At 74.3% G+C, this 12,529-nt stretch carries 12 protein-coding genes; 9 read left to right on the top strand and 3 right to left on the bottom strand.

The window, feature by feature from the left end; all coding sequences use genetic code 11:
* Positions 1 to 103: 103 nt before the first annotated feature.
* The 4 genes from PH191_RS13220 to PH191_RS13205 all read left to right on the top strand — a co-directional run bounded on the left by PH191_RS13220 (position 104) and on the right by PH191_RS13205 (position 4,399).
* Positions 104 to 1,195, top strand: coding sequence for a TerC/Alx family metal homeostasis membrane protein (locus tag PH191_RS13220; protein ID WP_274195058.1), 1,092 nt, complete (start codon positions 104 to 106; stop codon positions 1,193 to 1,195).
* An 80-nt stretch (positions 1,196 to 1,275) separates the two neighbouring features.
* Positions 1,276 to 2,406 carry a hypothetical protein gene (locus PH191_RS13215; protein WP_274195057.1) on the top strand — a complete coding sequence of 377 codons (1,131 nt, stop codon included), beginning with the start codon at positions 1,276 to 1,278 and terminating at the stop codon, positions 2,404 to 2,406.
* Complete coding sequence (locus PH191_RS13210; protein ID WP_274195056.1) at positions 2,403 to 3,386, top strand: ABC transporter ATP-binding protein; 984 nt, start codon at positions 2,403 to 2,405, stop codon at positions 3,384 to 3,386. Before PH191_RS13215 ends, PH191_RS13210 begins: the two co-directional genes overlap by 4 nt.
* Positions 3,383 to 4,399 (top strand): ABC transporter permease, encoded by a 1,017-nt coding sequence (locus PH191_RS13205; RefSeq protein ID WP_274195055.1) that lies wholly within the window; start codon positions 3,383 to 3,385, stop codon positions 4,397 to 4,399. Before PH191_RS13210 ends, PH191_RS13205 begins: the two co-directional genes overlap by 4 nt.
* 91 nt (positions 4,400 to 4,490) lie before the next feature.
* Here PH191_RS13205 and PH191_RS13200 read toward each other — a convergent pair whose 3' ends face one another.
* Entirely contained in the window at positions 4,491 to 5,315 is an 825-nt protein-coding gene (locus PH191_RS13200; protein ID WP_274195054.1) for an esterase/lipase family protein, read from the bottom strand.
* 53 nt (positions 5,316 to 5,368) lie between these two features.
* On the opposite strand from PH191_RS13200, the gene PH191_RS13195 reads away from it, so the two are divergent.
* Entirely contained in the window at positions 5,369 to 6,259 is an 891-nt protein-coding gene (locus PH191_RS13195; protein WP_274195053.1) for an SCO6745 family protein, read from the top strand.
* A 2-nt stretch (positions 6,260 to 6,261) separates the two neighbouring features.
* On the opposite strand, the gene PH191_RS13190 is transcribed toward PH191_RS13195, so the two are convergent.
* Positions 6,262 to 6,468 (bottom strand): hypothetical protein, encoded by a 207-nt coding sequence (locus PH191_RS13190; protein ID WP_274195052.1) that lies wholly within the window; start codon positions 6,466 to 6,468, stop codon positions 6,262 to 6,264.
* Between the two features lie 79 nt (positions 6,469 to 6,547).
* On the opposite strand from PH191_RS13190, the gene PH191_RS13185 reads away from it, so the two are divergent.
* The 3 genes from PH191_RS13185 (at position 6,548) to PH191_RS13175 (ending at position 10,238) form a co-directional block, all read left to right on the top strand.
* Positions 6,548 to 7,534 carry an FAD-dependent oxidoreductase gene (locus PH191_RS13185; RefSeq protein WP_274195051.1) on the top strand — a complete coding sequence of 329 codons (987 nt, stop codon included), beginning with the start codon at positions 6,548 to 6,550 and terminating at the stop codon, positions 7,532 to 7,534.
* A gap of 42 nt (positions 7,535 to 7,576) precedes the next feature.
* Positions 7,577 to 9,505: a translational GTPase TypA gene (gene typA / locus PH191_RS13180; RefSeq protein WP_274195050.1), complete on the top strand. Its 1,929-nt coding sequence runs from the start codon at positions 7,577 to 7,579 to the stop codon at positions 9,503 to 9,505.
* A 109-nt stretch (positions 9,506 to 9,614) separates the two neighbouring features.
* Positions 9,615 to 10,238, top strand: coding sequence for a DedA family protein (locus tag PH191_RS13175; RefSeq protein WP_274195049.1), 624 nt, complete (start codon positions 9,615 to 9,617; stop codon positions 10,236 to 10,238).
* Positions 10,239 to 10,263: 25 nt separating this feature from the next.
* Here the strand turns inward: PH191_RS13175 and gndA are convergent, their stop codons facing one another.
* Positions 10,264 to 11,703, bottom strand: a complete 1,440-nt coding sequence (gndA, locus tag PH191_RS13170) for an NADP-dependent phosphogluconate dehydrogenase (protein ID WP_274195048.1) — start codon at positions 11,701 to 11,703, stop codon at positions 10,264 to 10,266.
* A 340-nt stretch (positions 11,704 to 12,043) separates the two neighbouring features.
* Between gndA and PH191_RS13165 the strand changes: the two genes are divergently transcribed.
* Positions 12,044 to 12,520, top strand: coding sequence for a GtrA family protein (locus tag PH191_RS13165; RefSeq protein WP_274195047.1), 477 nt, complete (start codon positions 12,044 to 12,046; stop codon positions 12,518 to 12,520).
* Positions 12,521 to 12,529 lie beyond the last annotated feature (9 nt).

Raw genomic sequence — 12,529 nt, 5'->3', positions numbered from 1 at the left:
GGAGACTCGGTGCCCGGGGCCCTCGGTCGCCGGTCGGCGGCGGGAGAGACCTCCGGTGGATGGCGTCTGTCCCGACGTTCCCCCGGAGATCGGAGAACCCCCTGTGAACGTGCCCTTCTGGGTGTGGGCCGCCACGATCGTCGGCCTGCTGGCCGTCCTCGCGCTCGATCTCGCGATCGTCGGCCGCCGCCCCCACGAGGTGGGTGTCCGCGAGGCGGCGCGCTGGGTGGCGGTCTACATCGCCCTGGCTGCGGTCTTCGCCGTCGGCCTGTTCGTCGTGGCCGGCCAGGAGCCGGCGACGGCGTTCGTCGCCGGCTACGTCACCGAGTACTCGCTCTCGGTCGACAACCTCTTCGTCTTCCTGCTGATCATGGGCGCCTTCGCCGTGCCCAAGGTGCACCAGCACCGCGTGCTGCTGTTCGGCATCCTCATCGCCCTGGTGCTGCGCGGGGGGTTCATCCTCGCCGGCGCCGCGGTGATCGAGCGGTTCAGCTGGGTGTTCTACCTGTTCGGCGCGTTCCTCGTGCTGACGGCGATCAAGGTCGTCATGACGAACGACGAGGACGAGGAGTTCCGCGAGAACGTCGCGCTGCGCCTCGTGCGCCGGGTGCTGCCGGTGACCGACGACTACGTCGGCACCAGGTCGGTCGTCCGGCGCCCCGACGCCCGGGGCCGCCTGCGGCTCATGGTCACGCCGATGCTCATGGTGATGATCGCGATCGGCATGACCGACCTGCTGTTCGCGCTGGACTCGATCCCCGCGATCTTCGGCCTCACCCGCGACCCCTACATCGTGTTCACCGCGAACATGTTCGCGCTGATGGGTCTGCGCCAGCTCTACTTCCTGCTGGGCGGGCTACTGCAGAAGCTGGTCTACCTCTCGTACGGCCTGGGCGTGATCCTCGCCTTCATCGGCGTCAAGCTCGTCCTCGAGGCGCTGCACACGAACACGCTGCCGTTCCTCAACGACGGCCAGCCCCTCGACGTCCCCGTGATCGGGATCGAGGTCTCGCTGGCGGTCATCGTCGGTGTGTTGCTGATCACGACCGTGGCGAGCCTCGTCAAGGTCCGGTACTCCACGGCGCCCGAGTCCGACCAGCCGTCCGACCAGCCGAGCGACCAGCCGACCGACCAGCCGACCGACCAGCCCGGCACGAGCGACCCTGTCACCGTCGCCCGCACCCCCGGCGACTAGCGGCTCACCAGGGAGCCACCGCCCGCGCGGTTCGGTGGCACCCTCGAACGGGGACGTGAGCGAGGGGAGTCGGGGCGCCGGTGGCGGGACGGTCGGGGACGGCCGCGGGGCGTGCCCTGTGGCGATGGGCCGTGGTGGCCGTGGTCGGCGCACTCCTGGTGGGGGTCCCCGCGCTGCTGGCGGCGCGTCCCGGCGACGCGCAGGCCGACCCGCAGGAGCTGCGCGACCGGATCGCGGCGTCCGCGGGCATCGGGTGGACCGGCTACGCCGAGGCCCGCGCGACGCTCGGGCTGCCGCGGATCGCCGCCCTCGCCGACGTCACCACGCTGCTCTCGGGCGTGACCCGGATGCGCGGCTGGTACGCGGGGCCGGACCGGGCGCGCACCGACGTGCTGTCGGCGGTGGGGGAGCGCGACCGCTACGTCACCCCGCGCGGCCAGGCCGTCTGGGACTACGGCGCCGAGCTGCTGACCATCGTCGCCCGCGACCCGGAGGTCCGCCTGCCCCGCTCCGAGGACCTCCTCCCGCCCGACCTGGCCCGGCGCCTGCTGGCCGGCACGGCCCCGGACGACCCGGCGACCGCCCTGCCCGCGCGGCGGGTCGCGGGCGTCGACGCCGCGGGGGTCCGCGTCACGGTCGCAGACCCGGAGACCACGGTCGACGCACTCGACGTCTGGGCCGACCCGGCGACCGGGCTGCCCGTCGCCGTCGAGGTGCGGGCCCGCGGGGTCGCCGAGCCGATGATCAGCACGGCGTTCGGCGACCTGGAGCAGGGCCCGCCCGACCCGACGGCCCTCGAGCCGCGCCGGGGACCGGGCGCCGGCGTCACGCGCAGCCCCACGTCCGACCTCTTCGGCGTCCTCGGCCGCGGCGACGGCAGCACGCTGCCCGCGGTGCTCGCCGGGCGCGAGCGCGTGCCGCCGGAGCGGCGCTTCCCGGCGCTCGGCCAGTACGGCAGGACCCTCGGGCAGCTGATCGCGGTCCCGCTGCCCGCCGACTTCGCCGGCACCCTGATCGGCGGGATCGACCGCGCCGGGGCCGGGCGCACCCTGACCGTCGACGGTCAGGGCTCGGCGCTGGAGACCCCGCTGCTCTCGCTCGCCGTGGTGCGCAGCGAGGACGGCGCCCGGGCCTGGGTGCTGGCCGGGCTCGTCCCGCCCGCCGCGCTCGACTCCGGCGCCGCGGACCTGCTGGCGGGGGGCCGTCAGTGAGCACGCGGGAGACGCAGCGCATCGACGCCCGACCGCCGTCGTCCGGGCTCGTGATCGAGACCCGCGGCGTCACCAAGCGCTTCGGCTCGCACGTCGCCGTCGACGACGTCGACCTGCACGTCGCCGAGGGCGCCCGCTACGGCTTCCTCGGCCCCAACGGGTCGGGCAAGACGACGATGGTCCGGATGCTGCTCGGCCTCGTGTACGCCACGCGCGGCGAGATCACGGTGCTCGGGGCGACGGTGCCGAACCGGGTGGCCGACGTGCTGCCGGAGATCGGGGCGATGGTCGAGGGACCGGCCGCGTACCCGCACCTGTCCGGGCGGACCAACCTCGCGCTGCTCGACGCGTCCGGGCCCCGGCGCGGCCGGGACGGGCGGCGGCGCCAGCGGGTCGAGGAGGTCCTCGAGCGCGTCGGGCTCGCCGCGGTGGACCGGCGCCCGGTGCGCACGTACTCGCTCGGCATGCGCCAGCGCCTCGGGCTGGCGGGCGCGCTGCTGAACCGGCCGCGGCTGCTGGTGCTCGACGAGCCGACGAACGGGCTCGACCCGCACGGGATCCGCGAGGTCCGGGACCTGCTGATCGAGCTGAACGCCGCGGGCACCACGGTCTTCCTGTCGAGCCACCTGCTCGCCGAGATCGAGGCGCTGTGCACCACCGTCGGCGTCGTCGACCGGGGCCGGCTGGTGCTCGAGGACGCCCTCGACGCGGTGCGGGGCCCGACGGGACGGCTCGTGGTGCGCACCCCCGACCCGGACGGCGCGGCCCGGCTGCTCGGGCGGGCGGTCGCCGAGCGCCACGACCACACGCTCGTCGTCGACGCCGCGCCCGGCGGCCCGTCGGCGCTGGCCCGCCACCTCGTCGAGCACGGCGTGCCCCTCGACGGGCTCGCCGAACAGCGCCGCAGCCTGGAGGACGTCGTCGTCGCACTGACAGGGCCCGGGTCGGACACCGCGCGCGCCCGGGAGGCCCGCGCGTGATCCGCGTCGAACTGATCAAGCTCGCCGGCCGTCCCCGCACCTGGGTGGCGATCGGCCTGCTGTGCCTGCTGCCGGCGGTGGTGGCCGTCTTCCTCGCGACCACCCGAATCTCCCCGCCGCCGGGGCAGGGCGCGGCGTTCCTGTCGGCGGTGCTGCAGTCCGGCTCGCTCTACCCCGCCGCGGCGCTGGCGCTCGTCCTGCCGATCTTCCTGCCGGTCGCCGTCGCCGTCGTCGCGGGCGACGCCGTGGCGGGCGAGTCGTCGCAGGGCACGTTGCGGTACCTGCTCGTGCGCCCGGTGCGCCGCACCGCGCTGCTGGGCGCCAAGCTCGTGGCGATCGTGGTGTTCGTCGTCGTCGCGGTGCTCTCGGTCGCCGGCACGTCGTACGTCGTCGGGGTCTCGCTGTTCGGGGCGGGCGACCCGGTGGCCGTGGTCCGCGCGCTGCCCGAGGTCACCGGCGGGGACGACGCGGTCGCCGGCGCGGGACCGGCCGGTGGCCAACAGCCGGCGTCGGCGGGCGGTCAGGTCGGCGGCTCCGACGCGTCGCAGTCCGGGGCGCAGCCGGGCGCCGACACCGGCGACAGCACGGCGGTCGCCGACGACCAGGCCGCGCGCGAGCGGGCGCAGTCGTCGGTGTCGTCGCTGTCCGGCGAGGCGCTCGGGCCCGCCGACCTCGCGGCGCGCCTGCTCGGCGCGATGGGCTACGTCGTCGTGTCGATGCTCGGCGTGGCCGCGATCGCCCTGTTCCTCTCGACGGTCACGGCGTCCTCGCTCGGCGCGACCCTCGGGGCCCTGGCCGCGCTGATCACCAGCCAGGTGCTCGTCAGCCTCGACGCGGCGTCGTCCGTGACGCCCTACCTGCCGACGCGCTACTGGCTGGCCTGGGTCGACTTCTTCCGCGACCCGATCTTCCTACGCGACATCACGTCCGGCCTGTGGCTCCAGGCGGGCTACGTCGTCGTGCTCATGCTCGCCGCCTGGGCGAACTTCACGACGAAGGACGTGACGAGCTAGGTCTCGGTGTCAGCGGAGTGCCCCTATCGGCGTGCTCCCCTGATGCAGACGTCGAGCGTCCGTATCCTTCCGTCGATCATGAGCGACGGGGTCAGCTCCGGCCCTCGTCGCGCAGGGCGTCGCAGGCGTCCGGGTCGGCGGTGGGCAGGGGTCCGGTGCCCAGCCCCCGCAGGACGAGCCCGACCGCCAGCGGGTCCACCGGCAGGCGCGAGTGGGGGATCGTCGCGTCGGAGCAGACGTCCTGGAGGCGCACGGCGTCGGTACCGGGGAGCTCGGCGGAGTCGGGCGGGGTGACGGTCTCGTCGTCGGCGGTCCACAGCGACAGCCAGGGCACCCCGGCCGGCGCGGTCGCGAGGCCGGTGAGCAGCGCGCTGCCGGGCGCGAGCTGCTGGCACGCGCGCGGGCAGGCCCCGGGGACGAGCGCGCCACCCGCGGCGGCGAGCTCGGCGCCCTGCAGCGGCGAGCCGAGGGTGACGACGCGGCGCACCGCCGGGGCGGTCCGCCCGCGGTCGAGGTAGACGCGGGTGGCGACCCCGCCTGCCGAGTAGCCGACGAGGTCGACCGACGGCGCGCCCTCGTCGAGCAGCCCGCGGACGGTGTCGTCGATCGTGGCGGCCTGGGTCACGAGGTCGCCGGTCCCGCCGGACGGCAGCTCGACGATCACCGAGCGGCGGCCCTCGGCGCGCAGGCGCTCGGTGAGCGCGATGAAGGCCGCGCGGTTGCCGCCGTAGCCGGGCACGAGCACCACGGCGCCGGGGACGGCGGGGTCGGCGCGCGGCGGCACCCGGTACTCGCGGGCCACCGCGACCCCGATCAGCACCAGCAGCACGGCGCCGACACCGAGCAGCGCGAGCACGAAGGCACGCCGGCGCGGGGCCAGCCCGCCGAGCGGGGCCCGCGGGGGCCAGGACGCCATGGGTCCCAGTGTGCCGGGCGCGCGGGCGGGCTCCGCGTGAGACGGTGATCGCCGTGGCTGCCCCGACCGACACCGTCGTCCCCGCCGACGCCGCCGCCCTCGCCGGCCGGCTCGAGCCCCTGCACTCGCAGATCTACTTCGTCCCGGAGGTCGGCGAGGAGCTCGCACCCCTGGGGATCACGAAGCCGCGCGCCCAGTACTTCGCCCAGCGCGCCGCCCCGATGGGCGCGGTCGGGCCCGGCGTCGTCGCGGCCACGTTCTTCAACTTCAACGCAGGCCTGGTCGCGCGCTCGGTGCCGGGCGTCTGGGCGTCGGCGGCCCCCACCGACATCGTCAACGCCCGGCTGCGCGCCGCCGACTCGTCGCTGCGGCGGCTGCTGGGCGAGCAGGTGTCCTCGGCCGCGGTGACCGAGTCCGCCGAGCTCGCCCGCAAGGCCTGCGAGGGCGCCACCGGCGAGGACCGCCCGCTCTACGCCGCCCACGCCGACCTGCCCTGGCCCGAGGAGCCGCACCTCATGCTCTGGCACGCGGTGACGCTCCTGCGCGAGCACCGCGGCGACGCCCACCTGCACGCCCTGCTCTCCGCGGGGCTCTCGGGCATCGAGGCGCTGATCACCCACGTCGCCACCGGCACCGGCTTCACCGTCGGCTTCGCCCAGCAGAGCCGCGGGTGGTCGCCCGAGCAGTGGAGCGACGCCTCCGCCGGGCTCGTCGAGCGCGGCCTGCTCGACGGCGACGGCGCCCTCACCGAGGACGGTGCCGCGCTGCGCCGGGAGATCGAGGAGCACACCACCCGGATGTCCCTGGGGCCCTGGCGCCACCTGGGCGCCGAGGGCATGGCGCGCCTCGCCGAGGTCTCCCGCCCGCTCTCGAAGGCCGTCCTGCCGGCCTTCGCGGTCGAGGGCGTCTTCTCACCCCGGTCACCGCGGGCCCAGAAGGGCTGAGATCAGCGGATCTCGTACGGCCGCCCCGGCGCGCCCACCTCCTTGCGGTCCCTCGACCGCTTCACGAGCCAGACCCCGCCGCCGACGACCAGCGCCGCCGGGATCAGCCACACCAGCGTCCCGAGCAGCCACTGCACGAGCGGCAGGACCACCCCGCCGAGCAGCACCAGCGCACCGACACCCACCAGAACCCACACCACAATCTTCATGGCCTCGATGCTGCGCGCCGCTGCGGCCCGGCGAATCGGGGTGCACCCTGAGCCCGTCTCGGGGTCGGGAGGGGTGCACATGCGGGTCGTGGTGGTCGGCGCCGGGATCGTCGGGCTGTCGGCGGCGTACGCGCTGCGCGGCGCGGGCGCGACGGTGCGGTGCGTCGACGCGGGCGAGCCGATGTCCGGGCGGTCGGCGGGGGACACCCGCATCTTCCGCACCGCGCACGGCGACGCCGCGCTGGTCGCCGAGGCCCGTCGCGCCGCGGAGCTGTGGGACGAGTGGTCGTTCCGGGCGGGCCGCACGTTCCTCGGCGCCGGCGGCACGATCGTCAGCGGCCCGCGGGTGCCCGCGTGGGCGGCGGCGATGGCCGAGGCCGGCGCGGTCCACCGGGTCGTGCGCGGAGTCCTGCACGACGCCGCGGGCGGGGTGCTCGACCTCGCCGGGGCCGGGGCGTTCCTGCGCGAGGCCGTCGGCCCGGAGCGCCGGGCCGTCGAGGCCGTGACGGCCGACGGCACCGTCCGGTACGCCGACGGGGACAGCGACGCCGCGGACGCCGTCGTCGTCGCCGCGGGCGTCGGCACGCCCGCCCTGGTGGCGCCGCTGGGCATCGACGTGCCCGACGCGCTCGAGCACCACGCCCGGTTCGCGTTCGACGGGCCCGCCGACGGGCCGTGTCACCTCGACGGACGCCCCGACGGGCCGCTCGCCAGCACCTACCAGCACCGGACGAGTTCGGGGCACTGGGCCGTCGGCGGACACCTGCCCGACGAGGACACGGCGTGGGAGCTGGGCGCCGACGAGGTCGCCCGCCGGTCGCGCGAGGCGGTCGTCGACCACGTCCGCCGGCACCTGCCCCGCCTCGACCCGAGGCCCGTCGCGGAGCTGCGCTGCGTGTCCGGACGGGGCCTGGGCGACGGGGTCCACCGGGCCCGATCGGGGGTCGTGCACGCCGTCTGGGGTGACAACCTGGCCAAGCTCGCACCCCGGATCGGGGAGGTGCTCGCGGCCGACGTGTCCGGGGACACCCCGGTCGCCGCCGGTGGTCGAGATCACGGGCCGTAACCTGGAGAGGTCGAACTGTCTTCTCCGGCTGGAGTCCCTCGCGTGTCCGTCACCGCCCCCGAGCGTTCCGAGTCCACTTCGGGACGCGCCGACCTGCGCAACGTCGCGATCGTCGCGCACGTCGACCACGGCAAGACGACCCTGGTGGACGCCATGCTGCGTCAGTCCGGGGCGTTCGCCGCGCGCGCCGAGCTGGTCGACCGGGTCATGGACTCGGGCGACCTCGAGCGCGAGAAGGGCATCACGATCCTCGCGAAGAACACGGCGATCCACCGGGACGGCGTGACGATCAACGTCATCGACACCCCCGGCCACGCCGACTTCGGTGGCGAGGTCGAGCGCGGCCTGTCGATGGTCGACGGCGTGGTGCTCCTCGTCGACGCCAGCGAGGGCCCGCTGCCCCAGACCCGCTTCGTGCTGCGCAAGGCGCTCTCGGCGCACCTGCCGGTGATCCTGGTCGTCAACAAGACCGACCGCGCCGACGCGCGCTGCGCCGAGGTCGTCGACGAGTCCCTCGAGCTCCTGCTCGAGCTGGCCACCGACCTCGACCTCGACGACGACGTCGTCGCGCACCTGCTGGACCTGCCGGTGATCTACGCCAGCGCCCGCGCCGGCAAGGCCTCCATCCAGCGGCCCGTCGACGGCGAGGTCCCGGACTCCCCGGACCTCCAGCCGCTGTTCGACACGCTGATGACCGAGGTGCCGGCCCCGGCCGACGACCCGAACGGTGTCCTGCAGGCCCACGTCACCAACCTCGACGCCTCGGCCTACCTCGGCCGCATCGCGCTCTGCCGCGTGCGCTCCGGGCGCATCCGCCGCGGCCAGCAGGTCGGCTGGTGCCGCGAGAACGGCACCGTCACCCGCGTCAAGGTCACCGAGCTGCTGCGCACCGAGGGCCTCGAGCGGGTCTCGGCCGAGTACGCCGACGCCGGCGACATCGTCGCGGTGGCCGGGATCTCCGAGGTCACCATCGGCGACACCCTCGCCGACCCGGACGACCCGCACCCCCTGCCGCGCATCACCGTCGACGAGCCGGCGATCGCGATGACCATCGGGACCAACACCTCGCCGATGGCCGGGCGGGGTGGGGGGGCAGGTGACAAGCCGGGCTCGAAGCTCACCGCGCGCCTGGTGAAGAACCGGCTCGACTCCGAGCTCGTCGGCAACGTGTCGATGCGCGTGCTGCCCACCGAGCGCCCCGACACCTGGGAGGTGCAGGGCCGCGGCGAGCTGGCCCTGGCCATCCTCGTCGAGCAGATGCGCCGCGAGGGCTTCGAGCTCACCGTCGGCAAGCCCGAGGTCGTCACCAAGGAGGTCGACGGCAAGGTCCACGAGCCGTTCGAGCGCCTCTCGGTCGACGTGCCCGACGAGCACCTCGGCGCGGTCACCCAGCTGCTCGCGGCCCGCAAGGGCGAGCTGCTCGAGATGCAGCACTCCGCGTCGTCGCAGAACGTCCGCATGGAGTTCCGCGTGCCGTCGCGGGGCCTCATCGGCTTCCGCACCGAGTTCCTCACCGAGACCCGCGGCACGGGCATCGCGAACCAGCTCTTCGACGGCTACGGCCCCTGGGTCGGCGAGCTGCGCGCGCGCATCTCCGGCTCGCTGATCGCCGACCGCCCGGGTGCGGTCACCGGCCACGCCGTCGGCCTGCTCGCCGACCGCGGCGACCTCTTCGTCGGCCCGACCACCACGGTGTACGCCGGCATGGTCATCGGCGAGAACTCCCGGTCCGAGGACATGGAGGTCAACATCGTCCGCGAGAAGAAGCTGACCAACATGCGTCAGTCCTCGCAGGACGTCCTCGAGCGCCTCACCCCGCCGCGCATCCTGTCCCTCGAGCAGGCCCTGGAGTTCTGTTCCGAGGACGAGTGCGTCGAGGTCACGCCCGGCGCGGTGCGCATCCGAAAGGTCATCCTGGACTCGAACGAGCGCCACAAGGCCCGCAACCGCTCGAAGCAGGGGCTGGCCTGATCACAGCCTGACCGGGAACCCCACGCTCGTGGGCGGACGTTGGACGATCATGCACGCAGCAGCACCCGCACCCGGTGGGGGAGGACTCGCCGGGTGGGCGCAGGAGCTGATGGCCTCCTTCGGAGCGCCCGGCGCCGGGATCATCGTCGCCCTGGAGAACGTCTTCCCGCCGATCCCCAGCGAGGTCATCCTGCCGCTGGCGGGGTTCGCCGCGGGGCGCGGTGAGTTCTCGGTGTACGCGGCGATCGCCTGGACCACCGGCGGCTCCGTGGTCGGTGCGATCGCGCTCTACCTCATCGGCATGCTCGCCCCGGAGCACCGGGTGCGCCAGGCGCTCTCGAAGATCCCCATGGTGCACCTCGAGGACGTGCGCCGCGCCGAGGGCTGGTTCGACCGGCACGGCCGGTGGGCGGTGTTCCTGGGTCGGATGGTGCCGGGCATCCGGAGCCTCGTGTCGCTCCCGGCGGGCGCCCGGCACATGCCGTGGTGGGAATTCGGCGTCCTGACGCTCCTCGGGAGCCTCATCTGGAACACCGTGTTCGTCTACGGTGGCTACGCCCTGGGCACGCGGTGGTACCTCGTCGAGCGGTACTCCGGTGTGTTCCAGGTCGTCGTGCTGGTCCTGCTCGTCGCCCTGGTCGCGTTCATGCTGTTCAAGCGCTACCGACGCCACCGTCGGAAGGTGAAGGCGATGAACGCGCCGACCGAGCTGTTCGAGCGTCCCGAGGCCTGAGCCTCGGGGAGCAGGTCGGCGAGGGTCAGCGCTGCTCCTGCGGGCGTCCGTCCTCGGCCCAGAGGGTGTGGAACGTGCCCTCGCGGTCGGTGCGCCGGTAGGTGTGGGCGCCGAAGAAGTCCCGCTGGCCCTGGACGAGGGCCGCGGGCAGCCGCTCGGCCCGCAGCGCGTCGTAGTAGGACAGCGCCGTCGAGAACCCGGGCGCCGGGATACCGAGCTGTGCCGCGACGGCCACCACGCGCCGCCAGGAGTCCTGCGCGCCGGCCAGCGCCTCGCGGAACGAGGTGTCGGTGAGCAGGGTGGGCAGCGCCGGATCGCGCCGGTAGGCGGCCGTGATCTCGTCCAGGAAGCGGGCCCGGATGATGCAGCCGCCGCGCCAGATCGACGCGACCGCGCCCAGGTCGATCGACCAGTCGTACTCGGCGGCGCCGGCCTGGATCTGGTTGAAGCCCTGGGCGTAGGCCACGATCTTCGACGCGTAGAGCGCCTGCTCGATGTCGTCGGCGAAGCCCTCGGCCGCCGCGCCCTCGAGCACCGCCCCGGACGTGCCGGGCAGGTCGCGGGCGGCGTCGCGCAGGGTGCGGGCGCCCGAGAGCGAGCGCGCGAACACGGCCTCGGCGATGCCCGTGACGGGGACGCCGAGCTCCAGGGCGCCCTGGACGGTCCAGCGGCCGGTGCCCTTCTGCTCGGCCTCGTCGGCGACGACGTCGACGAAGGGCTTGCCGGTGTCGGCGTCGACGTGCGAGAGCACCTCGGAGGTGATCTCCATGAGGTAGGAGTCGAGGCGCCCGGAGTTCCACGACCGGAACGTCTCGGCGATCGCCGCGGGGTCGAGGCCCAGCCCCTTGCGCAGGAGGTCGTAGGCCTCCGCGATGAGCTGCATGTCGGCGTACTCGATGCCGTTGTGGACCATCTTCACGAAGTGGCCCGCGCCGTCGGCCCCGATGTGGGTGCAGCAGGGCTCGCCGTCGACCTTCGCCGCGATGTCCTCGAGCAGCGGGCCCAGCGCGTCGTAGGCCTCCTTGGGCCCGCCCGGCATGATCGACGGCCCGTTGAGGGCGCCCTCCTCGCCGCCCGAGACACCCATGCCGACGAAGTTCAGCCCCTTCTCGGAGAGCGCCTTCTCGCGACGCCGGGTGTCGAGGAAGTGGGCGTTGCCGGCGTCGATGATGACGTCGCCCTGCTCGAGCAGCGGGGTGAACTCGTCGATGACCGCGTCGGTGGCGGCGCCCGCGGGCACCATCAGCACGATCCGGCGCGGGCGCTCGAGGGAGTCGACGAACTCCTGCGCCGACTCGGCGGCGACGAAGGTGCCCTCGTCGGAGAACTGGTCGACCAGGTCCCTGGTCTTCTGATAGGTCCGGTTGTGCAGAGCCACGGCGTGCCCGTGACGGGCGAGGTTGCGGGCGAGGTTGCGCCCCATGGTGGCCAGTCCGCTGACGCCGATCTCGGCTTTCGCACTCACGCCGCACAGTGTGGCCCGTCGCCCCGGCCACAACACACCCGTCCGGATCACATCCTTTCGTGGCGCCCGCAGTTGAGCGGCCGACGACTTCTGCGGGGGACGACGGTGGCCGAGGGCCTGGTACGACTGCGGTACGCGAATCGCTGGCTGATCGGGGCACTGATGACCAGCGTCCAGGCAGGCTCCGAGCCCTGGACCGGGGGCACCGGCCTGCGGACCTCGTCGTTCTCGGTGACGCGCAACGGCGCCTAGGTCCTCCGGAGACGCTGTTCACCTGACGGTCACGCCCCCGTCCGCCGGTCCTCCATGGACGGGACCGGCCGCCCGGTGGGATGGCCGGGTGACGGAGTCGGACGCCCGGACGCGCTTCCGCGGCGCCTGCGCGGCCGTCGTCGCCGTCCTGCCGCGGCGCCTGCGGACGGTCGTCGCGCCGAGCATGCTCGGGTTCGCCGTCGTCAACGGGTTCACCTTCGCCGTCGACCTGCTGCTGCTGTCCCTGCTGGTCGACGGCCTCGGCCTCCCGCTGTGGGCGGGGGTCACCGTCGCCTACGGCACGGCGTTCGCGCTGAGCTTCGTGCTCAACCGGTGGCTGAACTTCGAGCCGGAGCGTCCCGTCGGCACCCAGATCGGGCGCTACGTGGCGGTCGTCGCCGCGAACTACGCGGTGATCGTGCTCGGCGTGACCCACGGGCTGGTGGCCGCCGGCGCCCCGTACCAGCTCGCGCGGCTCGCGGCCGGGGCGTGCGAGGCGGTGTTCATGTACGCCGCGATGCGCTGGTTCGTGTTCGGCCGTCCCGGGAGCCGCGCTCGGACCTGAGCAGCGTGT

The sequence above is a fragment of the Actinomycetospora callitridis genome, from assembly GCF_028737265.1.
GTDB classification, from domain to species: domain Bacteria; phylum Actinomycetota; class Actinomycetes; order Mycobacteriales; family Pseudonocardiaceae; genus Actinomycetospora; species Actinomycetospora callitridis.
This window is presented reverse-complemented; position numbering and strand designations above follow the sequence as displayed.

What these genes read in the sequence shown, in the direction of transcription:
- PH191_RS13200 (WP_274195054.1), bottom strand. Translation starts at nt 5,315, where the DNA reads ATGGCGTCCTGGCCCCCGCGGGCCCCGCTCGGCGGGCTGGCCCCGCGC.
- PH191_RS13190 (WP_274195052.1), bottom strand. Translation starts at nt 6,468, where the DNA reads ATGAAGATTGTGGTGTGGGTTCTGGTGGGTGTCGGTGCGCTGGTGCTG.
- PH191_RS13185 (WP_274195051.1), top strand. Translation starts at nt 6,548, where the DNA reads ATGCGGGTCGTGGTGGTCGGCGCCGGGATCGTCGGGCTGTCGGCGGCG.
- PH191_RS13175 (WP_274195049.1), top strand. Translation starts at nt 9,615, where the DNA reads ATGGCCTCCTTCGGAGCGCCCGGCGCCGGGATCATCGTCGCCCTGGAG.